Origin of the sequence: Bifidobacterium moraviense (assembly GCF_012932365.1) — a bacterium.
Lineage (GTDB): Bacteria > Actinomycetota > Actinomycetes > Actinomycetales > Bifidobacteriaceae > Bifidobacterium > Bifidobacterium moraviense.
The window spans coordinates 115,653-140,812 of the sequence record NZ_JAAIIH010000001.1; the positions used below are offsets into that span (position 1 = coordinate 115,653).

Here is a 25,160-nt window from a genome sequence, read left to right on the forward strand (position 1 = left end):
CGTGGCTTCTAGAGATTACGTCGAACGCGTGGCCGGCATCCGGTGACCGCCGGACCACGCCCCGGAAAGGAAGGAACGCATGGGACAGTTCGGCATCGTGGTGGGCCAGCTCGTCGGATTCCTCATCATGCTCATGGTCGGCTACGGCTGCGTGCGCCTCAAGCTGTACGGCACCGTGGCGCTCAACGGCATGTGCGCGCTGCTGCTCAACGTGCTCATCCCCGTGCTGGTCTTCGCCAACGCCATGGACGGCGCCACGCGTGCCGACCTCGCCGCCAACTGGGGCGTGATGCTGCTGACCGCGCTCATGTACGCGCTGCTTGCGCTCGTGTTCTTCGCGCTGGCGTGGGCGCTGCGGCTGAAGGGGGAGCGCGGGCGCATCTTCCAGGCGGCGTTGATCTTCGGCAACGCCGGGTTCCTCGGCATTCCGCTCATCATGGCGCTGTTCCCCGGCCATGGCGCGATCTACGTGGCGCTCATGTCGATCGTCGACCAGTCGATCCTGTGGACGTACGGCGTGTACCTGTGCGAGCCGATCCGCGGCGCAGCCGCATCGTCCGTCCGCCCGTCGGTCGGCATGCGCGCCGCCGGACTGCTGCGCCGGTTCGTCAACCCCGCGTTCATCGGCATCATGCTCGCGCTGGCGCTGATCCTCATGGGCGTGCGCGTCCCGGAGCTCGTGCTGTCGCCGCTGCACACGATCGGCGCGATGGCCACGCCGATGTCGCTCATCTACCTGGGCGGCCTGTTCGCCACCACGCGCTGGTGGAGCGTTCTGAGGCGCTACGAGCTCTACGTGGGGCTGACGGCCAAGATGATCCTGTTCCCGATCGGCCTGTACGCGCTGCTGACCATGACGCCGCTGGCGGGCGTGCTGCCCGTCACGCACGACATGACGGTCATGATCGCGATGATCGCGGGACTGCCCACGATGACCACGATCGCGATGTTCTGCGGCCGGCGCGGCAACATGCCCGAATACGCCACCGGCTTCGTGCTGGTGAGCACGCTGTTCTCGCTCGTCTCGCTGGCCGTGGTGTCGTCCGTGATCATGTGAGCCGACGACCGCCGCGCGGCGCCTACACTTGTGGTCCATGACACAAGACACGACGCCCGCCATGCACATCCGCCGCGCCGAGGGGCGCGACATCCCCGAACTGCACCGCCTGCTGCGGCAGGTGGCCGACGTGCACCACGCCGGTCGTCCCGACCTGTTCCGGGCGAACGCCGTGAAGTACACGGACGCTGAGCTCGCCTCCATCGTCGCCGACGACGAGACTCCGGTGTTCGGCGCCTTCGCCGAGGACGACGCCACGCTCTACGGCTACGCGTTCTGCGTGTTCCAGCGCCACGCGGACAGCCACGTGCTCACCGACGTCGTCACGCTGTACGTCGACGACATCTGCGTGGACGAGGCGGCGCGCGGGCTCGGCGTCGGTTCCGCCGTGTACCGCCACGTGCTCGGTTTCGCCCGCGGAACCGGGTGCCACAACGTGACGCTCAACGTGTGGTCGTGCAATCCGGGCGCGCAGGCGTTCTACGAGGCGATGGGGCTGAAGCCCTACCGCATCGGCATGGAGCAGGTGCTCTGAGGGCCGGAAGGACGTCCGGAGCGTCCACGAGGTGAACGCTCACGGTCGAAACGTCAGGAAACCCCCTTCCCTCGTCCAACAAACGCATTATCCTAGGTTCCGTTAGCACAACATACAGTTTGTAAGGAGCAGTTGTGGCAGCTATTGAAAGCGTGTACGCGCGTCAGATTCTCGATTCCCGCGGCAACCCGACCGTTGAGGTCTACCTCGAGACCGAAGACGGCGCTCAGGGCAAGGGCCTGGTCCCGTCCGGCGCCTCCACCGGCGAAGCCGAGGCCTGGGAGCGTCGTGACGGCGACAAGTCCGTCTACGGCGGCAAGGGCGTGCTGAACGCCGTCAAGGCCGTGAACGAGGTCATCGCTCCGAAGATCATCGGCATGGACGCCGCCGACCAGCGCGCCCTCGACGACCTGATGATCGAGCTCGACGGCACCCCGAACAAGGGCAAGCTGGGCGCCAACGCCATCCTCGGCGTCTCCCTCGCCGCCCTGTACGCCTCCGCCGAGTCCGCCGGCCTGCCGCTGTACCGCTACATCGGCGGCACCAACGGCCACATCCTGCCGGTCCCGAACATGAACATCATGAACGGCGGCGCCCACGCCGACTTCGCCACCGACATCCAGGAGTACATGATCTCCCCGTACGGCTTCGACACCTACTCCGAGGCCCTGCGCGCCGGCGTCGAGGTCTACCACACCCTGAAGAACGTCCTCAAGAAGGAAGGCCTGAACACCGGCCTCGGCGACGAGGGCGGCTTCGCTCCGAAGATGAAGTCCAACGAGGACTCCCTGAAGTACATCATGGACGCCATCTCCGCCGCCGGCTACGAGCCCGGCAAGCAGATCGGCATCTGCCTCGACGTCGCCTCCTCCGAGTTCTACAACAAGGAGACCGGCAAGTACCGCTTCGACGGCGAGGAGCGCGACTCCGCCTACATGCTCGACTACTACGAGAACCTCATCAACGAGTACCCGATCGTCTCCATCGAGGACCCGTTCAACGAGGAAGGCTGGGAGGACTGGGCCGCCATCACCGCCCGCCTCGGCGATCGTCTGCAGTTCGTCGGCGACGATCTGCTGGTCACCAACCCGGCCCGTCTGCAGAAGGCCATCGATCTGGGCGCCGCCAACTCCCTGCTGGTCAAGCTGAACCAGATCGGTTCCGTCACCGAGACCCTCGACGCCATCGAGCTGGCCACCTCCGCCGGCTACACCTCCATGGTCTCCCACCGCTCCGGCGAGACCCCGGACACCACCATCTCCGATCTGGCCGTCGCCAAGAACACCCGTCAGATCAAGACCGGTGCCCCGGCCCGTGGCGAGCGCGTCGCCAAGTACAACCGCCTGCTGGAGATCGAGGAGGAGCTCGGCTCCACCGCTCAGTACGCCGGCTACAGCGCCTTCAAGGCCTGCAAGAAGTACCTGGCCAAGTGAGCCCGCATAGCGTCAGACCGTGACCGGTCCGGCGCATAGCGCATACCCGCCGCATCGCCTTCGTCGCATGCGGCGGGTATTTTCATGACCATGGCAACTTCCCGGAAATCGCTTCCCTCGCGCATCCCTTCGGGACCGATCGCGTTCTTCGTCTCGATCATCCTCGTGGTCGTCGGCACGATCCAACTGGTGTCGACCTTCCACACCTACGCGGTGAATCTGGCCGAACTCAACTCGCTGCGCAAGACCGAGGCATCCCTGAAGGAGAAGAACCAGGACCTGCAGAACGACATCGCCCGATGGTCCGACAACGAGTACGTGGCCGCGCAGGCGCGCGAACGCCTCGGATTCGTCTTCCCCGGCGAGCAGGCCATCCGCGTGCTGCACCCCGAGGCCGTGACCGGGCAGAGCGACGACTCCGCGCAGACCACCGAGACCACGCACGGCAGCGACCCGCTGCCGTGGTACAAGGAGCTCGCCTACGCCTTCGAACAGGCGGACCAGCAGGACGACCCGGCGCAGCTGCCCGACCAGAGCGCCTCGGCCGAGGCGTCCCCGAGCGACGCGGCATCGCCGGAACAGACCACACAGCCCACCGAATCATCCAAGGACAACCAGCAATGACACCTACCGACACCGCGTTCGTCACCGATCTGGCCGCAAGGCTCATCGCCGAGGGCGCCGACGACGGCGACATCGCCACCGTCCAGTCGCAGCTCGGACGCTACCCGCGCGGCATGGTGGCCGTGGGCGCGCGCTGCGTATGCGGCAACCCGCTCGCGGTGGTCACCCGCCCGATGCTGCCCGGCGGCATCCCGTTCCCCACGTCCTGCTACCTGACCGGTCCCGAGGTGGTCAAGGCCGTCTCCCACGTTGAGGCGGAGGGACACATGCCCGAATACACCGATCTCGTGGAGCATGACGCCGACGCGAAGGCCGCCTACGAGCGGGCCCACGAGATGTATCTGGGCTTCCGCCATGCGCTCGCCACGGCGCTCGGCGACGATGAGAGCCACATCGAGGGCATCAGTGCGGGCGGCATGCCGGTGCGCGTCAAGTGCCTGCACGCCCTGGTGGCGCAGTCCCTGGTGATGGGGCCCGGCGTCAATCTGGTGGGCGACATGGTGCTCGAGCGCATCCGCCACGAGTTCGACCCCGCGGTGTGCCGCTGCGGGCGCACGGCGGACGACGGCGCGGCGACCGACGAGAACAGGGAAGGGAAGACGCGATGAGCGGATCCGTGACCGTCGCGGGCATCGACTGCGGCACCAACTCCATTCGACTGAAGATCTCCCGCGTGGACGAGCGCGGCTACGTGGACGTGCTGCCGCGCGTGCTGCGCGTCATCCGCCTCGGACAGGACGTGGACAAGACCCATCGCTTCGCCAACGAGGCGCTGGAACGCGCCTACGCCGCCGCGCGCGAATTCGCCGCGCTGCTGGAGGAGCACCACGTGGACGGGCTGCGCTTCGTGGCCACGTCCGCCACGCGCGACGCCGCCAACCGCGAGGAGTTCGAGGACGGCATCGAGCGCATCCTCGGCGTGCGCCCCGAGGTCATTCCCGGCACCGAGGAGGCACGTCTGAGCTTCCTGGGCGCCACCAGCGTGCTCGGTCCCGAACAGGACGGCGTCATGCCGGCTCCGCCGTATCTGGTGGTCGATCTGGGCGGCGGCTCCACCGAGCTCGTGCTGGGCGGCGACGGCGTGGAGACGCCCGCCGACGAGGTGACCCACGCGTTCTCCATGAACATCGGCTCCGTGCGCATGACCGAACGCCATCTGCCGGACGATCCGCCCACCGAGGAGCAGATCGCCGAGGCGGTCGCGGACATCGACGAGCACATCGACGAGGCGTTCCGCACCGTCCCCGCCGAGCGCACCGGCACGATCATCGGCGTCTCCGGCACCGTCACCACCATGACGGCCCTGCTCATGGGGCTGCCGGAGTACGACCACACGGCCGTGGACGGCCGCCGCGTGTCCATCGAGGAGATCACGCGCGTCGACGACCGCTTCACCCGCATGACGCGCGAGGAGCGCCGCACCTACCGGACCATCCACCCCGGCCGCATCGACGTGGTCGGCGGCGGCGCGCTGGTCTGGAACCGCGTGCTCGCCAGGGTGGCCGACGCCGCCAACCGCGCGCAGGGCCGTACGGTCATCGACTCGTACGTGGCCAGCGAGCATGGGCTGCTCGACGGCATCGTGCTCGACTACGGCCGTCGGCTGCTCGCCTCGCAGGCGTAGCCGCGCGCGGTTCCGCCGCGTTCGTGGCATACTTGCCAAGTGCATGATGCGCGTCCCCGCGGTTCCGCGGAATCCGCCGGGAACGCGCCTCAGGCCCCCGTGGCGGAATGGTAGACGCAGTGGACTTAAAATCCATCGCTTCGGCATGCGGGTTCGAGTCCCGCCGGGGGCACCGTTCCACATCGGACGTCGAACGCCGGACTTCGACGTCTGTGGTTTACACGGCGTTTCTATACTGGGCGGCTAGCGCGGGGCGCAGGGTCCGGCGATTGCGAGGCAAGGAGAGGCAGGCATGTCCGCCAGAACATCCGCAAACAGCGAACAAGACCGGCGTGCAGGCGGCGTGACGGACGACGAGATCCCGGGCGGTCTGCCCAGTCTGCTGGTGCAGGGCGTGACGGCCGCCGCCGTCGCCTGCGTGGGCGAGTTCGTCTGCGCGCCCGTGTACGCGTCGATGGCGCATCTGGCGGTGGTGCCGTGGGCGATGGTCGCCTGTCTGCTGGCCGTGGCGTACACGTACGTCGTGGGGTTCGCGCTGCTGTGGGCCGCGCAGTCGCTGTCGCACGGGGTGCGCGACGCCAGGGCGCTGCCGTTCGTGTACGGGGGAGTGGGACTGTTCGGATTCGGCGCGTGGGGCGTGTTCGTGCTGCCCGCGATGGTCGACTCCTTCGCGCAGCCGCAGGGACTCGCCGCGATGACGACGGCGCAGACGGTGGCCGCGGGCTTCAACTGCGCGGTCATCGGATTCGTGGCGTTCTTCCTGGCGAAGCTCGCGCATCCGAGGCTCGCCCGCCGGCGCGGCGCGGTGTTCGCGATCGGCGCGCTGACCCTCGCGGCCGCGGCGTTGGGCGTCTTCTATCTGACGCGCATGTACGGCGTGCTGTACTGATTCGGCGCGGCGGGACATCGCTTGAAGAAATCGCCGTCGGCGGCTAGGCTGGGGCGATACTGACATCAGCAAGGAGACATCAATGGCTGAAACGAACATGCCTCAGGTGAACGCCGAGTTCGGCGCCACCCCCGTCATCGAATTCCCGTCCGACGCCGCTCCGGCCGGTCTCAAGGCCGTCGAGCTGGTGGAGGGCGACGGCCCCATGGTCCGCCGCGGCGACACCGTGACCGTGAACTACCACGGCGTGGTGTGGGGCGGCGACAAGCCGTTCGATTCGAGCTTCGAGCGCCATCAGCCGGCCAGCTTCGGCATCGGCGTGGGCCAGGTCATCAGGGGCTGGGACCAGACGGTGCCCGGCCACAACGTCGGCTCGCGTCTGGTGGTGTCCATTCCGCCGGAGTACGGCTACGGCTCGCGCGGCGTGCCGCAGGCCGGCATCGGCGGCGACGACACGCTGGTCTTCGTGATCGACATCATCTCCACCCGCTGAGACCCATCACGTCGTCAGGCGCCGGAACGTACGCGTCCGGCGCCTTTTGCGATGGCGCGGGGCGTCGCGCCGTCGCGTCATCCGGCATCCGCGTACATCCGTGCATCATCCGTACATCGAAGGGAACGCATATGGCAGAGGAAAAGATCGTCCTGCTCACGCAGGAAGCCTACGACAAGCTCAAGCAGGAGCTCGCATGGCGCGAGGGCGAGTACCGCGACGAGATCACCGAGCGCATCGCGGCGGCGCGCGCCGAGGGCGACTTGTCCGAGAACGGCGGCTATCAGGCCGCGCGTGAGGCACAGAGCAAGAACGAGGGCCGCATCAACGAGCTGACCGTCAAGCTGCGCAACGCCAAGATCATGCAGGCCCCCAAGGCCGGCACCGTGGGCAACGGCTCCGTGGTCACCATCGTGCTCGCCGGACGCGAGAAGACCTACGTGCTCGGCTCGCGCGACATCGCCGTGGCCACCGAACATGAGGTCATCAGCCCGGAGTCGCCGATCGGCGCCGCCATCACCGGCGCGCACGCGGGCGACGAGGTGTCCTACAAGGCGCCCAACGGCCGTGAGATCACCGTGACGATCAAGGAGGCCAAGCCGCTGGAGGCCTGAGCGCCGCAGCGGCCGTGACGGCCCCGTACGTATGCGAATGGCGGACGACCCCGTTTCGGAGTCGTCCGCCATTCGCATACGCACGGGGGCATCCGGGGCCGTGCCGCCGTGCGTCCACGGCCCCGCGTCACCACAGGTGCACGATCACCATGTAGATCGCCACCATGTGGCACGCGTACCCGGCCACGGTGCCCACATGGAAGATCTCGTGGAACCCGAAGACGCGCGGCCACGGGTCCGGCCTGCGCAGTGCGTAGACGATCGCGCCGGCGATGTAGCAGGCGCCTCCGGACGCCAGCAGGATCACCACGGCGGGCCCCGCCGCGGGGGAGACCCAGAACAGGCTCATGAAGGCCACGCCGGAGACGCCGAACACGACGTACGTGAGGGTGTACAGCCAGCGCGGCGCGTTGATCCAGATGACGTGGATGACGAGCGCCACGGCGGTGCACGCCCACATGCCCCCGACGATGAGGTTGCGCCAGAACGGCTGCAGCGCGAACGAGACCGGCGTGTACGTGCCCGCGATGAGCAGGAAGATGTTCATGTGGTCGATGCGGCGCAGCACGTCCGTGACGCGGGGGCTCCAGTCGCCCAGATGATAGGCGGCTGAGTTGCCGAACAGCACCAGCGAGCAGGTCATGAACACCGCGCACGCCCACTTGAGCGAGGCGAAGGGCGCGAGGCAGATGAGCACGATGCCCGCGGCGAGGGACAGCGGCGCGGCGACGGCGTGGATCCATCCGCGCAGCAGCGGCTTGGGGCGTCCGTGCACGTCGAGACGCACCTTGCGCTCCACTTCGGCCGGGGCGATGCCCTCGATGCGCGCCGCGCGCGCCTCCGCCTTGGCGATGACCCTGCTGGCCTTCTCCTCGGCCCTGAGCCGGATCGATTCGGCCTTCGCCTGCGCGCCCACGCGCACCGCGTCCGCCTTGGCCTGCAGATGCTCCTCGCGGGCCCTGATGACGGCCTGCCGTTTCGCTTCGATCTCGGCCGTGCTGCGTGTCGCCATGCCGCTCCCATCACTCAAACCTACGCCTGCGTAACCTACGATAGCGTAACTTCGCGCCGCAGTGAAGCGGAGACCCGCCGGAATCCGCGGCGTCGCCGCCGATACGGGCCGTCACCTACACTATGGACCATGGCTGATTTCACGCACATCCTTGCGACACGACCCGATCTGACCGACGACGACCGCGAATGGCTGCACCATCTCGTGGGGGACTGGCAGGTGATCGCGGACCTGAGCTTCGCCGACCTCATGCTGCTGCTGCAGGACGGAGACGGCAACTACGTGGTGGCCGAGCAGTGCCGCCCCTCCACCGTGATGTCGCTGCGCTTCGACGACGTGGTGGGACGCGGCGCGCCGGACGAATCGGTCCCCGAGCTCGACCAGGCCATGCGCTCGGAGGGCGTGTTCCGCTCCACCCGCCTGCGCACCCAGGGCCGCAACACCATCTGCGACGTGTACGCCCCCGTGCGCCACAACGGCAAGACGCTGGGACTGGTGGTGCGCGAGACCAACATGGCGACGCGCGAATCCAACGGGCGCTACGAGTCCGAGAGCATCAAGGCAGGCAAGCAGCTGTTCGAGATGATCCCCCGCGGCCAGTTCCCCTACAAGGACTCGGTGCTCAACCAGCGCCACAACGCGCGCGTGGCGGATGGCTTCATCATCCTCAACGCCGACGGCATCGTGCGCTACGCGTCGCCGAACGCCATCAGCTGCTTCCGCCGCCTCGGCTCGGTCCAGGTGATGCAGGGACAGTACCTGTCCGAGATCGGCACGGCGCTGCTGCACCAGAACGATCCGGTGCCCGAGACGCTGCCGCTCGTGCTCACCGCCAAGGCGCCGGTCGACTCCGAGCTCAACGCCAACCGCTCCGCCGTGTCGCTGCGCTCGCTGCCGCTGTACGACGCGAAGGGACGCGTGGGCGGCATCGTGCTGTGCCGCGATGTCACCGAGCTGCGTCGCCGCGAGAAGGAGCTGCAGACCAAGGATGCCACGATCTCCGAGATCCACCATCGCGTGAAGAACAACCTGCAGGCCGTTTCGGCGCTGCTTCGCCTGCAGGCGCGCCGCACCAAGAACGAGGAGGTCAAGAAGGAGCTGGGGGAGGCCCAGCGTCGCGTCCAGACTATCGCCGTGCTGCACGAGGGTCTGAGCCAGAGCGCCGATGAGGTCGTCGACTTCGACAAGGTCATCGCGAACCTGCTGCGTCTGAGCGTCGACCTTGCCGTGGCCAAGGACCAGCACATCGACATCAACTTCATGGGCAAGTTCGGCATGATGCCGGCGCAGGACGCCACGCCGCTGAGCCTCGTGCTCACCGAGCTGGTGACCAACTCCATCGAGCATGGCTTCGAGGGCCGCAAGGAGGGCCATGTGACCATTTCGGTGGGCCGTGGCGGCAATACGCTCAATGTGGTGGTCGAGGACGACGGCAACGGCCTCAACGCCGAATCGCACGAGGGCATGGCTCGCTCGTCCGGCTCCGGTCTGGGCACGCAGATCATCAACACGTTCGTGACCAACGACTTCGGCGGTACCGTGCGCTGGGAGCCGCGGCGCGAAGGCGGCACGCGCGTCATCCTCGACATGAAGCTTCGCGCGGCGCAGGAGCAGTAGGGCTCTCCGCGGAGGCCCGATACGGAGGAAGGCTCCGGGGGCATTGTCCCCGGAGCCTTCCTCCGTATGTCCTGACGATGTCGGGCATCACCGGCACCGTCCGATCGTCCGTCTCAGCCCTGCATCTGCATGGCCTGCGAACGGCGGGCACGCATGGCGCGGCGCTTGAGCGCGCGGCGCTCGTCCTCGCTCAGACCGCCCCAGACGCCGTAGTCCTGATTGGTGTCGAGCGCGCACTTCAGGCACGCGTCGATGACCTTGCACGTGCGGCACACGGCCTTGGCCTCCTCGATCTGCTGATAGGCAGCGCCGGTATTGCCGACCGGGAAGAACAGCTCGGGATCCTTGTCGCGGCAAGCCGCCTTTGCTCGCCAGTCAAAAGCACTACTCATCTGTCGCCTTCCTTACAACGTTCAACGCCCGGCCCTCGCTCCGGGCTCTTACGATAGCAAAGCACGAATGGCCCGACTTTTCAAGGCCCTCATGCCCAGGGCCCAACGGTCCGTCCGCCGTCGCGGTCTCACCCGTGGCACAGCTGCACGACGCGGGCCGACCCCCGATCGAGCAGCACCGCCCGTCCCGCGATCCGGTGACCGTCGTCGCCCAGCTGCGCCAGCGCGGCCGCCGGTATGCCCGCCATGAGGTCCGTGGCGCGGTCGCCGGTCGGCATGACGATGCGCACGGGGAACCGGTCCTCGTCCGGCAGCCTCCTGCAGGAGGACACCGCGGCGACGACGGTGACCGACCGCGACGTCAGCATCGCGGCGAGCCTCGCGGCCCGTGGATCCGAGCCGTAGGGGTCCAGCAGCTCGTCGGCGTCGTCGAGCACCAGCACGCGTCGGCCGGCGGACTCGGCGCCGGCCGACGCCGGCACGTCGTCGAGGGATTCGGCGTAGGGGATCCCCAGACGGTCGAGCTCATGGGAAAGACGGGCCAGCGCGGTGCTCTTGCCCCGTGAGCGTCCCGCCGCGACGATGATCGAGACGCCCTCCCTCCACGGCAGGTCGCACGGCCGGATCATCACGCCGTCGTCCCACATCCCGATGCGCATGGCCATGCCCTCCGGCTCGAGTCCGGCCGGAGGCGGCGGCAGCGTGCGAGGCAGCGGGGCGCTGAACAGCCGCCGCACGGGCTCCGGCTCGCACGTCGCGGCCGCGGCGACGATCCCGTCCACCACGGCCGCGACGTCGGTGCCGCCCACGCAGCGGAACGGCACGGCCTCGCCGCCGTCGCAGCCGAAGCCGTAGCCGGGCATGGACGGGGGAATGGACGCCGCCGCGCCGGTGCCGAGCATCTCCGAGGACTGGAGGGCGTCGCGCACGCGCAGACACACGTTCAGCGCGATGTTGGCCTTCATCGCGGCGTTCACCTGTCCCATGGGATGCTGCGTGCAGGCGATGAGGTTCATGCCCAGCGACCGGCCGAGCGACGCCAGCCGGGTGAGCCTGCCCACGGCGTCGGGCAGACGTTCGCGCAGCGCGTTGAACTCGTCCACGACCACGAGCAGACGCGCCGGCGGATCCGGCATGTCGTCCATCTGGCCCACGCCCGCCTCGGCCACCAGACGCTCCCTGCGCTCGAGCTCGCGTTCGATGGCGTTCAGCGCGCGTACGGCGTGGTCGAGATCAAGGTCGGAGACGCATCCGACGGCGTGCGGCAGTCGTTCGAGCTCCCGGAACGTGGCGCCGCCCTTGAAGTCGAGGAACACCATGACCAACCGGGACGGGGGATGCGCGACCGCGAGCGAGAGACACCACTGGATCAGCAGCGCCGACTTGCCGGACCCGGTGGTGCCCGCCACCAGCGCGTGCGGGCCGTGCGCGGCAAGGTCGAAGCGCACCACGGGCGCGGAGGCCCCGCCCGCGTCCATGCCGTCCGCATCCGCATCCGCGTCGCCGATGCCGATGCCGATGGCGGCGGGCTGCGAGACCGGACCCGGCACGGCGGCGCGCTCACGTTCGCTCAGCCAGCGGGAGACGGTCCGCCTCCACGTCGAGAGCGCGTCGTCGCCGAATCCCATGACGTCGGTCCAGGAGGGGGACCGCATCGGCGTCACGGCGCGGCCAGCGGCGTCGTCGCCCGTCACGGACGTCGTTCGCGGCTCGTCCGTCCGCACCCTGCGCGCCCGCATGAGCATGAACGAGGCGATGCATCCGATCAGTCCGGGCAGCATCATCACGGCGAACGTCCAGCGCCCCTCGGCCGCCATGGCCACCGCCATCGCGAGCTGGGCGCAGGCGGGTGCCGCCATGCTCATCAGCATCCAGAACATGACGGAGCGGTCGGGGTCATGGCGGCGTTCGCGCCTGGTCCGGGAATTCATGGGGCGGGCTTTCATGGGACGAGTCTGCGTCGCATGCGCCCGCGGGTCAAAACCGCGAAGGGCCGTGGTCGAATGAGGCGGGACGGTGGTCGAACGTGGACGCGGGGCGCGCCTCCGCGCGGATCACATGCCGCCGACGGTTCCCGGGGCGTGCGTGCCGTTCGCCAACTGCGTAAAGAGCTCGGTGTTGCGCGTCGAATCGAGCAGCACCGAGGACCCGACGCCGCTGACGCGGTAGTCGGCGTTCGTCCAGTACACCGAGCCGTTCACGCCGTCGGATCCGGAGGCGTCGCGGAAGGCGAGGGCCATCTGGACGAGCGACCACGTGCCGGCGTTCTCGTCCAGCGTCAGCGCGCCCAGACCGGTCTCCACCAGCGAACGGACCTTCGCGAGGTCGGTGAGCGTCTGCGCGCTCGCCGCCTTCTTCGTGATGGCGCCGATGACCTGGCGCTGGCGTTCGGCGCGGCCGAAGTCGCCCTTCGGGTCGGAGTAGCGCATGCGGGAGAAGGCGAGCGCCGTGGCGCCGTCCGCCGTGTGGCATCCCGCCTGCCAGTTGAGGCCGGACTTCTCGTCGTTCACCGTGCGGTCGTAGCACAGGTCCACGCCGCCGAGGGCGTCCACCACCTTCTGCAGCCCTCCGAAGTGGATCAGCGCCACGTGGTCCACGTTCATGCCGGTGATCGATTCCACGGTCCCCACGAGCGCGGGGTATCCTCCGGCCTGCGCGGCCGCGTTGATCTTCATGTCCTTGCCGTTGACCTTGACGAGGGAGTCCCTGGGGATCGAGATCAGCGAGGCGTGGCCGGACTTCGGCCGGGTGAGCACGAGGATGGTGTCGGTGCGGAACCCGGTGGTGGTGGGATCCACGATGCCGGTGCCGTCGTTGGCGTCGCGCTCGTCCGACCCGAGGATGAGCCACGTCTGGGCCGGCGTGTTGGCCTTGCCGGTGAGCATGTCTTGGCGGTTGAGCTGGCCGTCCACCCAGCGCCATGCGGAGAGGACGGACAGTCCCAGCGCGAGCGCCAGGACGAGCAGTACGGCCAGCGCGATGCGCAGCGGACGGCGGCGGCGCGGGCCGCCGCGACGGGACGGGGAAGCGACAGCGGCGCCCGCCGCGGGCTGCCGGGACATGGACGCGGACGGTCCGACGGAGACGGCGTGCGCGGTGCCCTCCGACGGCAGGGCGTGCGCGGGGACCCTGCCGGTCGAGCCGCCCACGCGGCGCTCCTGACGGACGGCGCGCGGCGCCGGGGATGCGGCGGGAGCGGGGGAGAAGCTCGGCGGGACGCTGGCGCGTGCCGGCTGGGGGCGTGCGGCGGACTGGCGGCGCGGCGCTCCCGAGGGGACGAAACTCGGCGGATTGCCCTGCTGATCGCCCGGCTGCGATGGTTGCGTCATGTTCCCTCCTGCGATTGCGTTCTGCATGTGTTGATAACACAGCGTGACGCGCGCGTATGAAGGGGGCGGGGAATCCTGCGCAGTAACGGCACAACCGGGTGTCCGGGGCGTTCGCGCCGCGTAGCACATCGGGACGCGGAACCGCGGTATTGACGTGGTCCGAAATTTGACAAAACCCAAGTCACACGTGTGTAATCTAACCGGCGATCGACCGGCGATGGGAGGGCGGCATGTGGAATGTGTTCGATGACGCCTCCGACGACGCCGCCGATATCGCCTCCGACGATGCGCTGGCTCGGCTATGGGGGCTGTTCGGGGACGACGGCGATCTCTCGTGGCAGCACAGGGCGCTGTGCGCCCAGACCGACCCCGAGGCGTTCTTCCCCGAGAAGGGCGGCTCCACCCGTGACGCCAAGCGCGTGTGCGAGCGGTGCGAGGTCCGGGAGCAGTGCCTGCAGTGGGCCATCGAGCACGACGAGCGCTTCGGCATCTGGGGCGGCATGAGCGAGCGCGAACGTCGCCGGTACAAGAAGGAACGCCTCAAGGGCCGCGCCGCATAGGCGCGCAAGATGGCCGCCGCGACGTACGCGGGGCTGTGCTTAGACTGGAGCCATGACTTTGGAGACCATAGCGGACACGGATGTGCGGCGGGAGCTGACGGCGGTGCTGTCCGGCGGGCTGGGGCGCCGGGGACAGGACGTGGATGCGTCGGTCGTCGCCGTCGTCACCGTGGAGGAGGACCTGCGGTTCTTCGGCGAGACCATGGCCGCAGTGTTCCGCCAGCGCGTGCTGCCGGGAACGGTCGTGGTGGCGGACTGCACCGGGGGGACGGAACGCCCGCTGCGCTCGTTCGTCGAGGCGGAGGGGATCCGTCGGTCCCGTTCCGGCGACGCGGCGTCGCGGGTGCAGGTGCAGATCGTGCCGGTGAAGGGCGCGGCGTCCTTCGGCGACGCGGTGTCCAGAGCGATCGCGCAGAGCGCTCTGCCCGAGGCCGCGGAAAGCCTGTGGCTTCTGCACGACGACTCCCGCCCCGCTTCGGACGGGTGTCTGGAGACGCTGGTCGAGGCGCACCGCAACGTGCCGACGGCCTCCGTCATCGGCGTCAAGCAGCTGGACTGGGACGGTTCCGTCCTGCACGACGTGGGCGGGTACGCGGCATCCGGCCACCGGGTGGTCTCGCTCGTGGTGGACGGCGAGCCCGATCAGGAGCAGTACGACGGCCGTCAGGACGTCTTCTGCGTGTCCCTGGCGGGGGCGCTCGTGCCGTTGGAGGTGTGGCGCACGATGGGCGGCACCACGCCGTGGATGACCACTTTCGGGGAGTCCCGCGACTTCTGCCGCCGCGCATGCCTGGGCGGCGGCCGCGTGCTGGTGGTGCCCCGCGCCGCGGTGGCCCACCGCAGGGCACGGCTCGAGGGACTGAGGACGCGCGCCGGCGCCCCCGTGCAGGAGGATGCCGCCGGCAATGCGTATCTCGCCCGCATCACCGCCGCGTGGCGCTACCGCATCACCGACACGGCGTTCGCCGCATGGCCGGCGCAATGGCTGGCGCTGCTCGTGCACGGACTCGTCATGTTCTTCGTCCTGCTGTTCAGGAAGCGTCCGTACGAGGGAGCCTGCGAGCTGGCCATGCCGTGGCGTGCGCTCGTCAACCTGCCCCGCGCCGCGAAGGCGAGGATCCGCGTGGGGCGGCAGAGCAGCACGACGCTCGGCCGGCTGGGCGCGCTCACGGCGAACCATACCCAGATCGCACGGTGGAAGGAACGTCGCCGCGCCTTCGCCTCGCAGCGTTCCGTCGTGCTGCTCAGCCCGCTCGCCAAGGCGCATCTGCGCACCCGGCGCCGCATCAGGTTCGCCTGGGCGGCGGCTATGGCCGTGGTCATGACCGCGTGCGCGTGGACGTCGATGGGAGGGACGCTGCCCGCGCTGCTCTCCGGCGCACAGCTCGCCTCCGGACGTCTCGTGCCCACCGGCGCCTCCCTCGGCCAGCTGTGGCACGCGGCGACCACGTCGTACGGATACGGAGCGGGACTGGGCGCGGCGGCTCCTCCCTCGCCGTTCCTCCTCGTGCTGGGCGTGGCCTCCGTGGTCACCCTCGGCCACGTGCAGGCCGCGGTAACGATGATCTATCTGGCCGCCGCTCCCGCCGCCGCGCTCTCGTTCTGGGCGCTGGCGGGCATCTTCACCCGCTCCAACCCGGTCCGCGTGGCCGGCGGACTGATGTGGGGCACGCTCGCCATGGCCGTGGGCCTGTACCGCTCCGCGGACGTTCCCATGCTCGTCGTGATGGTCTTCCTGCCGGCGGCCTTCGCGTTCACCCACCGCGCGGTGGCCATGTACCTCACCGAGGATCCCGTCCGACCGGTGCCGTCCGTGCAGTCGGCGGCGCTCGCCGCGCTGTGCTTCATCCCCGTCGTGGACGCCGAGCCCCAGCTGATCCTGCCGCTCGCGGTCACGTTCCTCGCGTTCTTCGTCATGGTGCGCAGGCACCGTCTCATGCTCCTGCTCATCCCGCTGCCCGCGGCCTTCACGCTGGCCCCCACGCTGTCCGCAGCGGTCCGGCGCTTCGGCTCCGGCTCGTGGCGCCAGCTGTTCGCCGACGCCCTGGTCCCGTCCTCGGCGGCGACCGGATCCCCGCGCGCCATGAGCCTGACGGACGTCGTGCTCGCGGCGTTCGGCCGGGACGCCGGCGCCGGCGGACTGTCCGGACTGCTGCACGTCGAGGCGGTCTCGGCGCTGGCCATGGCGGTGTGCGTCGGACTGGTCGTGGCGGTGGCGGTCGTGGCGCTGCTCATGCCGATGACGCTGCGCGTCTCCAGGATGATGTGGACGGCCGGCGCATGCGGGTTCCTGCTCGCCGTGCTCTCGCCGCGCGTGGCCGTGGGCGTGGACGTGGACGGCCGCGTGGCCGGATCGGTGCTGCCCGGCTTCGCGCTGGCCATGATGGCGATGCTGGCCTGCGTCTGCATGGTCGGCGGCGCCGCCGTGCGCAGGTTCCGTCCCCTCGCCGGCCCGGGCGCGGCAACGGCCTCCGCGGGCCGCTGGGCCAGCATGGGCCGTTCGGTGCTGACCGTCGCCATGGCGGTGTGCGCCGTGGCGTGGGGCTGCTTCGGTCTGCTGCGCATGGCCGACGCCTCCTCCTCCGACGTGCGCACGACGCGCGCCGGCCTGCCCATGGTCGCCGTGGACTACCTCGACCAGGATCCCTCGCACCGCGTCGTCGCGGTCAGCGCCCGGTCGTCGGCCGTGGTCGAGTTCACCGTCATGCGCACCGCCCGAGGCGAGCTCGTCGACGTCTCCCCGGCGTCCGGCGTCGTCGCCGCGTCCGGGACGCAGGACGAGGAGACCGAGCGCATCGGGGCCGCGTTGGGGCGGCTGCTGTCCAACGGCGATTCCTCGGCCATCCAGGATCTGAGCGATCTGGGGCTGGGCGGCATCTACGTCGTCGCCGACGGCGAGGCGATGCAGGCCGATTCCCCGTACGACGCGATCGTGGCCAACATCACCGCCAGCGAGGGCACGCAGAGCGTGGTCAGCGCACGCACCGGAACGTACTTCCGCATCACGCTGCGCGACGTCGCGTCCCAGGGCATCGACATGACGGGCGAGCGCTCCGCGTCGGCGAGCACGTGGCGCGGAACGTGGATATGGAGTCTTGGAGTGGTGGTCGGCCTGTACTGCCTGGTGGCGGTGCCCGGCACCCGCGGAAGGGAGCGCGCATGACATCGAGGCACGGAGACGGATCGAACCGGTCCGGATGGACGCCCGGCAAGGTCGTCACGGCCGCCGTCTCGGCGGTGGCGCTCGCGTCGCTCGTCGCGGCCATGGCCGTGGCGCGTCCGGCCCCGTCCGCGGTGGACGCCGACGGACGCGCCTCGTCCGTCATGGAGCAGACCGTCAGCCAGAAGCTCGTGGAATCCTACTGTCCGGCGCGCATGACGCTCGCCGACGCGTCCCAGTACGGCGACAGCGCGTTCCGGGCCAGCGAGGGCGACATCGCCTCGTCGTCCCGCTACGCCGCCTTCGGCGCGGTGTACGCCTCGTCACTCTCCACGCTCTCCGGCGACGACCGCGGCGAGCTTGCGGACGCCGATCCCACGGACGCCTCCGCGGTGCGCGTCCTGTCCGGCGACGCGAACGACGGCTCGCTGCTGCAGACCACGCAGCTGCTGGCGTCCGAGGACGGCAACGGTGTGGCCTCCTCCACCGTCTCGTGGGCCTCGCAGGGCGATCTGCGCGGTCTGGCCGCCGTGGGATGCGTCAGCCCGGCGTTCTCGCACTCCTTCCTGCTGCCCGCCACGCAGACCGGTTGGGCGCAGCAGCTCGTGGTGGCCAACCCCTCGTCCAAGGCCACGTCCGTGACCGTGCAGGCATGGGGCACCTCGTCCCAGGGGCGGATCCGCCTCGCCGTCAGCGGCACCGTCGCGGTCGCCTCGCGCGGCGAGTCGACGGTCGATCTGGCCGCCGCCGCGGCGGGGCAGGATGCGCTGTACGTGACCGTGTCCAGCAACGAGACGCCGGTCGATGCGCTGGTGCGGGTGACGGCGATGAACGGGCTGACGCCGCAGGGCAACGACTACGTGACCGCCGCCGCGGCGGCGTCCCGCACGCTGGCGATCCCCGGCGTCGCCGGCTCGATCGGCGCCAGGGTCCTGATGTACGCCGAGCAGGGGGGACATGCGTCCGTCTCATGGATCGGCGCGGACGGCGCCACGAACGCCACGGCGATCGACTTCGAGGGGCAGCGGGTGACCGTCGTGGATCTCGGGACGCCGCCCGCCGGCGCGACCGGCGTGCGGATCGACGCGGACGCGGACGTGCAGGCGGCCGTCGTGGCGTCGGCCGGCGGAGGACAGGGCGGGCAGTCCGACTTCGCCGTGATCGGCGCCGGTGCCGCCGCGACCGTCTCCGCGGTCGCCGTGCCGGACCAGACCGACGGCACGCTGTACGCGGTCAACGCGACCGGCGACCAGACCGTCGTCACCGTCGACGCGTTCGACGCCTCCGGCAGGTCCATCGGGTCCAGGGAGCTGACGGTGGCGGGCGGCGCCGGCGTCGCCGTGGCGCTGTCCGACCTCGGCGCGCAGACGGCCGCGGTGCGTCTGACCGACGCCTCGTCGGCGGTGGTCTGGAACGTGTCCGCGCACCGTTCGCAGCTCGACGCCGCGCAGGTGGCCGCCGTCGCGTCCCTCGCGCCGTCCGCGCTCACGCCGCGGAGTTCGCTCGTGCGCGCCGTCGCCCGACCCGGGGTGGTCGGATAGCGATCATCCCGTCCGACTAGGGTGGTCGCCATGAGACAGTCGTTCACACCGCCCTGGATGGGCAAGGTCTACCGCAACACCCACGGACGCGGCACGCGCCGCCCGATGTTCGGCACGAGGCTGCCGCGCTACCGCACCCGATCGGGCATGTTCGACGACATGGTGGCGGCGCAGCTCAAGCGTCTGGGACAGGCGTGGCCCGAGCTCGTGCAGCCCATCCAGTTCGCCGTGGAGGACGTCCCCGCATCGGATCCCTCGCCGTGGGAGGACGAGCCGAACATGCTGTCGCGCGCGTTTCCCGCCAGCCACGGCATCCCCGCGCGCATCGTGCTCTACCGTCTGCCGATCCAGATGGAGACGCGCGACCGCACCGAGCTGCAGTTCATCATCCGCGACGAGCTCGTGGCCCGCATCGCCGAGCAGTACGGGCGCAGGCCGGAGGAGATCGACCCGGATTGGGGCCTGTGATCCCGCCGCTCGCGCATGCCGTCCCGGCACGTCGGCCGGCACGGCATGCGGAGGGCTGATGCTAGGATGTGCACACAGTCCTGACGTACGCGACGCACGGGAGGTGCCATGTCCTTCGTCATTGCCGATTCGTGGACGGATCTCGATCTCGACGCCATGGGCGCGAAGGCGCGTGCCGTGTGCTTCGACCTCGACAACACGCTGGCGCGTTCCAAGATGCCCATGCGCGACGACATGGCCGACGCATTCTGCGCCCTGACGCACGTGACCCAGGTCGCGGTGATCTCCGGCGGCCGCTACGAGCTGTTCGTCAGCCAGATCCTCGACGTCATCGGAGACCGCGCCGATCGCGGCAGCCTGCATCTCATGCCGACGTCCGGCACACGCTACTACCGCTTCGAATCCGGCGGATGGACATGCCTGTACCGCCACGACCTGCCCGAGGAGCTGCGGCGCGCGGCCATCGCGTCGCTGGAGACGCACGCGCGCGAGCTGGGCCTGTGGGAGGAGCACGTCTGGGGCGAACGCATCGAGGACCGCGGCAGCCAGATCACCTTCTCCGCGCTGGGACAGCACGCCCCCGTCGACGCCAAGGAGGCGTGGGACCCGGACAACGCCAAGAAGAACGCGCTGCGCGCCGCGGTGGCCGCCGACCTGCCCGATCTGCTGGTCCGTTCCGGCGGCTCCACCAGCGTCGACGTGTCCGGGCGCGGCGTGGACAAGGGGTCCGCGGTGCGCGGGCTCGCGGCGACGCTCGGCATCGAGGTGGGCGAGATCATCTTCATCGGCGACCGCATGGATCCCGCGGGCAACGACTATCCGGCCGCGCAGGCCGGCACCATGCCGGTGCGGGTCCGCGGCCCGGAGGACACGATCGCGGTGGTGCGCCGCCTGCTCGCGGTCATGTCCGGCTCCGGACGCTGAGCGAGGAGCCGGACATGGGCGGGCTGATCGCGGCGGCGGGCGCGTGGCTGGCGGAATGCCGCGACCTGCTGCTGCCGCGCGGCTGCGCCGGATGCGATCGTCCGGACGAGACGCTGTGCCCCGCCTGCCGCGCGACGTTCGCGGAGCGCCGGTCATGGCGCGTGCCCGGCACGGCGTTCCCGTGCCATGCGTGCGCCGAATACCGAGGCGCGGCGCGGCAGGCGATACTGGCATGGAAGGACCACGACGACGTGGAGCTGGACCGTGTCTTCGCGCAGGCCATGGAACGCTGCGTCGCGGACGCCTGCGGCGCGGGACTTCCGCCTTGGACGGCGCGGGTCGATCGGATGTCATCGGGGGATCTGGGACGTCATGCGGTGCTGGTGGTCCCGGTTCCCTCGTCGCCGCGGTCCGTGCGCCGGCGCGGCCGCGTGCACGTGCGTCCGCTCGCCGAGGCGGTGCGGGCGGCCATCGTGAGGGGCGGCGGGGAAGCGGTCGTCAGCGAGGCGCTCGCGGTGCGCGGCGTGAACGCGAAATCCGTGGAGGCGTCGGACGTCAGGTCCAGGCGTCGGCGTCTGGACGGCGGCATCGCGCAGCGGCCGGGGCGTGCGCTGCGCGGGCGGTCCGTGGTGCTGGTGGACGACATCGTCACCACCGGCGCGACCGTCGTGCAGTGCGCGCGTGCGGTGGAGCGCGCCGGCGGGCGCGTGGTCGCGGCGTTCGCGCTGGCGCATACGCCGCGACCCGGGGCCGTGTCGGTCACGCGGTGTGGTATTTCGGCAGGATGACCTCGAAGTCCGCGCCGCGCTCGTCGTCCACCACGTCGACGGTGCCTCCGTGCAGCTGCGCCGCCCAGCGCGAGATGGACAGGCCGAGTCCCGTGCCTCCGGATTCGGTGCCCGGACCGGTCTTGCCCTTGACGAAGCGCCGGAAGATGTCGGAGCGGGCCGCCGGATCGATCTGCGAGCCGTAGTTCACCACGTTCGTCACGATGGTGCCGTGCTGCTCGTCCTCGCGTGCCTCGATGAGCACCGCGGAGCCGTCGGGGGAGTGCTTGAGCGCGTTGCCGATGATGTTCGTGAACAGCTGGCGCAGGCGGTCCTGGTCGCCCTCCATGATCAGACCCGCCGGCACGTCGAGGCGGATGTCGTGCGCGTGCCCGCCGTCCGCGATCTCCAGCGGCTCGACGGTCTCGTCCAGGAAGTCGGCGAAGTCGAAGCGCTCGACGTTCAGGCTGGCGGCGCCCGCCTCCATGCGGCTCAGGTCGAGCAGGAACGCGATGAGGTCGCTCAGCCGGTGCGTCTGGTTGAGGATGCCCTCCAGATTGGCGGGCGTGGGGTCGGTCACGCCGTCCGCCATGTTCTCCACCATGGCCTGCAGCGCGGATACCGGCGTGCGCAGCTCGTGGCTCACGTTGGCCACCATGTCGCGGCGCATCTGGTCGGCGTGCTGCAGCTCTCCCGCCATCTCGTTGAACGACCGGGCGAGCTGCCCGATCTCGTCGTTGCGCCGGGTGGCGTCCTCGTCCACGCGCACCGTGTAGTCGCCGGCGGCCATGGCCTCGGCCGCGTCGCGGATCTGACGCAGCGGGGCGGTCATGCCGCGCGAGAACGCGTAGGTGATGCCCAGCGCCACGGCGAGGGTGAGCGGCATGGCGAGCCAGCCGCTCCATCCGACCTTGAGCAGGAACCACGCCATGACGAACGCGATGGCCGTGGCGATGACGATGAGGGTCCCCAGCTCGATCTTCAGCGACGAGAACCGGCCGATGGGGCGGTCGCTTTCGCGTCGGTCGCCCCCGTTGCCGTGCGTCATGCCTGCTTCCCCTGCGCGGCCGGCGGCTCGAAGGCGTAGCCCACGCCGTGCACGGTGCGGATGAGCTGGGAGCCGAGCTTGTGGCGGAGCGCCTTGACGTGGCTGTCCACGGTGCGCGTGCCGGAGGCGTCCACCCAGTCCCAGACCTCCTCGAGCAGCTTCTCGCGGGTCAGCACCGACTTCGGCTTGCGCGCGAGCGTGGCCAGCAGGTCGAACTCGGTGGGGGTCAGATGCACTTCCGACCCGTCGAGCGTCACCACGCGCTGTGCGGGGTCGATCACCAGGGAGCCGAAGTCGAGCAGCTTCTCGTTCTCGGCGTTCTTGGCGATCACCTTGGCGCGCTCCACGCGGCGCAGCAGCGCCTTGCATCGGGCGATGAGCTCGCGCATGGAGAACGGCTTGGTCATGTAGTCGTCGGCGCCGGCCCCCAGGCCGATGACCTTGTCGGCCTCGTCGTCGCGCGCGGTGAGGATGAGCACCGGCACGGGGCGCTCGGCCACGATGCGCTTGGTGGCCTCGAGCCCGTCCATGACCGGCAGCATGATGTCCATGATCACCAGATCCGGCCGGAGCTGGGAGGCCGCCTGCACGGCGCTGGCGCCGTCCGACGCCACGCGCGCTGTCCAGCCCTCGGAGGTCAGTCGCTGGGCGATCGCGGTGGCCAGCGTGGGCTCGTCCTCCACCACGAGCACGACATGGGACTCACGCTGGCTGTTTGCGGTTCTGATCATCGTTGTTGGATGCCTTACTGTCTCGGGAGGCGTCCCGCCGGAGCGGGACGCCCGTCACTCACTGTTCCGGCTTCAAGAATAGTGCCCCGAGTGCGGGAACGGTGAGTTTCGTGGACCAGCCGCGCGAATGGAACTCGCCCTTCTCCGCCACCACGTCGTCGTTGCTGATGCCGGATCCGCCGTATTCCTTGGCGTCGGTGTTGAAGACCTCCACCCATTTGCCGCCGTGCGGCAGCGGGACCCGGTAGTCCTGCCACGCGCTGCCGGAGAAGTTGACGACCACCACGAGCTCCTCGCCGCCCTTGCCCACGCGCATGAAGCTCAGCGTGTCGTGCTGGGCGTCGTCGGAGGTGAGCCACTGGAAGCCCGCCGGGTCGAAGTCCTGGCTCCACAGCGCCGGCGTGGCGCGGTAGAACGCGTTGAGATCGGCCACGAGCTTCTGCACGCCGCGGTGGTCCGGCCATTCGAGGGCGTCCCAGTCCACCGAGCTCTCGTAGTCCCACTCGCCCCACTGGGCCACCTCGTTGCCCATGAAGGTGAGGTTCTTGCCCGGGTGGGCCCACTGGTAGGCGAACAGCGCGCGCACGCCGGCGTACTTCTGCCAGTCGTCTCCCGGCATCTTGCCGTACAGCGATCCCTTGCCGTACACCACCTCGTCATGGCTGATCGGCAGCACGTAGTGCTCCGAGTACGCGTACACCATGGAGAACGTGATCTCGTTGTGGTGGTACTGGCGGTTGATCGGCGTCTCGTGCAGGTAGGCGAGCGTGTCGTGCATCCAGCCCATGTTCCACTTGAGCCCGAAGCCCAGGCCGCCGGCGTCCGTGGGCGCGGTGACGCCCGGCCAGGCGGTGGACTCCTCCGCGATCATCATGATGCCGGGGTTGTTCTTGTACGCGGTGGCGGTGGCCTCCTTGAGGAAGTCGATGGCCTCCAGGTTCTCGCGGCCGCCGTAGATGTTCGGCCTCCACTGCCCGGCCTCGCGGCTGTAGTCGAGGTAGAGCATCGAGCTGACGGCGTCCACGCGCAGGGCGTCCATGTGGTACTCGTCGAGCCAGAAGCTGGCGTTGGCCACCAGGAAGTTGCGCACCTCGTTGCGTCCGAAGTTGAACACGTAGGTGCCCCAGTCGGGGTGCTCGCCGCGCAGCGGATCGGGGTCCTCGTACAGCGGCGTGCCGTCGAAGCGGCCGAGCGCGAAGTCGTCCTTGGGGAAGTGCGCCGGCACCCAGTCCATGATCACGCCGATGCCCGCGCGGTGGAAGGCGTCCACCAGCGCCTTGAAGTCGTCCGGATCGCCGAAGCGGGAGTCCACGCCGTAGTAGCCGGTGACCTGGTATCCCCACGACCCGGTAAACGGATGCTCCTCGAGCGGCAGGAACTCCACGTGGGTGAAGCCCATCTTCTTCACGTAGGGGACCAGCTCGTCGATCATGTCGCGGTAGCTCAGTCCCTGCTTCCAGCTGCCGGCGTGCACCTCGTAGATGGAGACGGGGCCCGCATGCGGATCGGTCTGGGCGCGGCGGGCCATCCAGGCGTCGTCGCCCCATTCGTGCGTCGAGTCGACGACGATGGACGCCGTGGCCGGCGGGATCTCGTGCGAGCGCTCCAGCGGATCGGCCTTCTGCTTCCATTCGTTGTTGGCGTTGAGGATCTCGTACTTGTAGCGGGCGCCCGCGGCCACGCCGGGGACGAACAGCTCCCACACGCCGGAGGACCCGAGCTCGCGCATGCCGTGGCGGATGCCGTTCCAGCCGTTGAAGTCGCCCACCACGCGCACGGCCTTCGCGTTGGGGGCCCACACGGCGAACGCCGTGCCGGTCACCGGCCTGCCGGGCTCGCCGGACTCGCTGCCCATCGGGTCGTCGTAGCGCAGCACGTGCGCGCCGAGCATCTCCCACAGGCGCTCGTGGCGTCCCTCGCCGTACAGGTACATGTCCATGTCGCCCACGGTGGGCATGTAGCGGTACGGATCGTCCTCGACGACGGGTCCCTCGCCGTAGTCGGTCCTGACGCGGTAGTCGGGGACCGCCCAGCCGTATTCGTTGCGCACGGCCGGCACCACGGTGGTGAAGATGCCGTTGAACTCGTGGTAGGTCGCGTACTCGCCGTCGAGCGTGACGATGGTGACCGACTTGGCCAGGGGGCGCAGCACGCGGACGGTCACCTGGCCGGCGTCGTTGCCGTCCATGAGATGGCCTCCCAGCACGCTGTGCGGGTTGAAGTGCTTCGCGTTGCTCACCTTGTCGAGGACGGCGTAGTCCACGGGGAGCGGATGCATGTTTGCTGGATGAATTGCAGTGCTCATAATGTGAGTCTACAACGTCCGAGGCAAGAGACGGCAA

At 69.6% G+C, this 25,160-nt stretch carries 23 protein-coding genes and 1 tRNA gene; 17 read left to right on the forward strand and 7 right to left on the reverse strand.

The genetic code is table 11. The annotated features are described in order from the left end of the window. The first annotated feature begins 79 nt into the window (after positions 1-79). The 10 genes from G1C96_RS00505 to G1C96_RS00550 all read left to right on the forward strand — a co-directional run bounded on the left by G1C96_RS00505 (position 80) and on the right by G1C96_RS00550 (position 7,269). Complete coding sequence (locus tag G1C96_RS00505) at positions 80-1,057, forward strand: AEC family transporter (protein ID WP_169274700.1); 978 nt, start codon at positions 80-82, stop codon at positions 1,055-1,057. Positions 1,058-1,094: 37 nt separating this feature from the next. Then, positions 1,095-1,592: a GNAT family N-acetyltransferase gene (locus tag G1C96_RS00510; RefSeq protein ID WP_240945031.1), complete on the forward strand. Its 498-nt coding sequence runs from the start codon at positions 1,095-1,097 to the stop codon at positions 1,590-1,592. 134 nt (positions 1,593-1,726) lie between these two features. Next, a complete protein-coding gene (eno, locus tag G1C96_RS00515; RefSeq protein WP_169274701.1) occupies positions 1,727-3,025 on the forward strand; it encodes a phosphopyruvate hydratase in 1,299 nt (432 codons plus the stop codon). Between the two features lie 84 nt (positions 3,026-3,109). Beyond that, positions 3,110-3,649, forward strand: a complete 540-nt coding sequence (locus G1C96_RS00520; protein ID WP_240945032.1) for an FtsB family cell division protein — start codon at positions 3,110-3,112, stop codon at positions 3,647-3,649. Next, entirely contained in the window at positions 3,646-4,257 is a 612-nt protein-coding gene (locus G1C96_RS00525) for a DUF501 domain-containing protein (protein ID WP_169274702.1), read from the forward strand. The genes G1C96_RS00520 and G1C96_RS00525 overlap by 4 nt, the downstream gene beginning before the upstream one ends. After that, positions 4,254-5,273 carry a Ppx/GppA phosphatase family protein gene (locus G1C96_RS00530; RefSeq protein WP_169274703.1) on the forward strand — a complete coding sequence of 340 codons (1,020 nt, stop codon included), beginning with the start codon at positions 4,254-4,256 and terminating at the stop codon, positions 5,271-5,273. Before G1C96_RS00525 ends, G1C96_RS00530 begins: the two co-directional genes overlap by 4 nt. A gap of 93 nt (positions 5,274-5,366) precedes the next feature. Continuing rightward, positions 5,367-5,445: transfer RNA gene (locus tag G1C96_RS00535), tRNA-Leu, on the forward strand. Between the two features lie 120 nt (positions 5,446-5,565). After that, positions 5,566-6,162, forward strand: coding sequence for a hypothetical protein (locus G1C96_RS00540; RefSeq protein WP_169274704.1), 597 nt, complete (start codon positions 5,566-5,568; stop codon positions 6,160-6,162). An 82-nt stretch (positions 6,163-6,244) separates the two neighbouring features. Then, a complete protein-coding gene (locus G1C96_RS00545) occupies positions 6,245-6,655 on the forward strand; it encodes an FKBP-type peptidyl-prolyl cis-trans isomerase (protein WP_169274705.1) in 411 nt (136 codons plus the stop codon). A gap of 131 nt (positions 6,656-6,786) precedes the next feature. Then, positions 6,787-7,269, forward strand: a complete 483-nt coding sequence (locus G1C96_RS00550) for a GreA/GreB family elongation factor (RefSeq protein WP_169274706.1) — start codon at positions 6,787-6,789, stop codon at positions 7,267-7,269. 127 nt (positions 7,270-7,396) lie between these two features. Here G1C96_RS00550 and trhA read toward each other — a convergent pair whose 3' ends face one another. Further along, positions 7,397-8,281 (reverse strand): PAQR family membrane homeostasis protein TrhA, encoded by an 885-nt coding sequence (gene trhA / locus G1C96_RS00555; protein ID WP_169274707.1) that lies wholly within the window; start codon positions 8,279-8,281, stop codon positions 7,397-7,399. 129 nt (positions 8,282-8,410) lie between these two features. Here trhA and G1C96_RS00560 point away from each other — a divergent pair, with 129 nt between their 5' ends. Beyond that, on the forward strand, positions 8,411-9,898 hold the full coding sequence (locus G1C96_RS00560) for a sensor histidine kinase (protein WP_169274708.1): 1,488 nt from the start codon (positions 8,411-8,413) through the stop codon (positions 9,896-9,898). A gap of 113 nt (positions 9,899-10,011) precedes the next feature. Here the strand turns inward: G1C96_RS00560 and G1C96_RS00565 are convergent, their stop codons facing one another. The 3 genes from G1C96_RS00565 to G1C96_RS00575 form a co-directional block, all read right to left on the reverse strand. Further along, positions 10,012-10,290, reverse strand: coding sequence for a WhiB family transcriptional regulator (locus G1C96_RS00565; protein WP_169274709.1), 279 nt, complete (start codon positions 10,288-10,290; stop codon positions 10,012-10,014). Between the two features lie 128 nt (positions 10,291-10,418). Then, positions 10,419-12,221 (reverse strand): FtsK/SpoIIIE domain-containing protein, encoded by a 1,803-nt coding sequence (locus G1C96_RS00570; RefSeq protein ID WP_169274710.1) that lies wholly within the window; start codon positions 12,219-12,221, stop codon positions 10,419-10,421. A 123-nt stretch (positions 12,222-12,344) separates the two neighbouring features. Continuing rightward, positions 12,345-13,619 carry an LCP family protein gene (locus G1C96_RS00575; protein WP_169274711.1) on the reverse strand — a complete coding sequence of 425 codons (1,275 nt, stop codon included), beginning with the start codon at positions 13,617-13,619 and terminating at the stop codon, positions 12,345-12,347. A gap of 230 nt (positions 13,620-13,849) precedes the next feature. Here G1C96_RS00575 and G1C96_RS00580 point away from each other — a divergent pair, with 230 nt between their 5' ends. From G1C96_RS00580 to G1C96_RS00605, 6 genes are all read left to right on the forward strand, one after another. Continuing rightward, the gene (locus G1C96_RS00580) at positions 13,850-14,179 is read left to right on the forward strand and encodes a WhiB family transcriptional regulator (protein WP_169274712.1); all 330 of its coding nucleotides are present in this window, start codon (positions 13,850-13,852) and stop codon (positions 14,177-14,179) included. Between the two features lie 52 nt (positions 14,180-14,231). Continuing rightward, positions 14,232-17,342, forward strand: coding sequence for a glycosyltransferase family 2 protein (locus G1C96_RS00585; protein ID WP_240945033.1), 3,111 nt, complete (start codon positions 14,232-14,234; stop codon positions 17,340-17,342). Beyond that, a complete protein-coding gene (locus G1C96_RS00590; protein WP_169274713.1) occupies positions 17,339-18,880 on the forward strand; it encodes a DUF5719 family protein in 1,542 nt (513 codons plus the stop codon). The genes G1C96_RS00585 and G1C96_RS00590 overlap by 4 nt, the downstream gene beginning before the upstream one ends. A gap of 30 nt (positions 18,881-18,910) precedes the next feature. Continuing rightward, entirely contained in the window at positions 18,911-19,348 is a 438-nt protein-coding gene (locus tag G1C96_RS00595; protein ID WP_169274714.1) for a metallopeptidase family protein, read from the forward strand. 108 nt (positions 19,349-19,456) lie between these two features. Then, positions 19,457-20,272, forward strand: coding sequence for an HAD-IIB family hydrolase (locus tag G1C96_RS00600; protein WP_169274715.1), 816 nt, complete (start codon positions 19,457-19,459; stop codon positions 20,270-20,272). A 14-nt stretch (positions 20,273-20,286) separates the two neighbouring features. Then, on the forward strand, positions 20,287-21,060 hold the full coding sequence (locus G1C96_RS00605) for a ComF family protein (protein WP_169274716.1): 774 nt from the start codon (positions 20,287-20,289) through the stop codon (positions 21,058-21,060). Here the strand turns inward: G1C96_RS00605 and G1C96_RS00610 are convergent. From G1C96_RS00610 to glgB, 3 genes are read right to left on the reverse strand one after another with little or no spacing between them, the layout of a single operon-like run. Further along, complete coding sequence (locus G1C96_RS00610) at positions 21,032-22,087, reverse strand: sensor histidine kinase (RefSeq protein WP_169274717.1); 1,056 nt, start codon at positions 22,085-22,087, stop codon at positions 21,032-21,034. The two genes, G1C96_RS00605 and G1C96_RS00610, sit on opposite strands and share 29 nt — an antisense overlap. Next, positions 22,084-22,818 (reverse strand): response regulator transcription factor, encoded by a 735-nt coding sequence (locus tag G1C96_RS00615; protein WP_169274718.1) that lies wholly within the window; start codon positions 22,816-22,818, stop codon positions 22,084-22,086. Before G1C96_RS00615 ends, G1C96_RS00610 begins: the two co-directional genes overlap by 4 nt. A gap of 58 nt (positions 22,819-22,876) precedes the next feature. Then, positions 22,877-25,096 (reverse strand): 1,4-alpha-glucan branching protein GlgB, encoded by a 2,220-nt coding sequence (gene glgB, locus G1C96_RS00620; RefSeq protein WP_417852161.1) that lies wholly within the window; start codon positions 25,094-25,096, stop codon positions 22,877-22,879. Positions 25,097-25,160 lie beyond the last annotated feature (64 nt).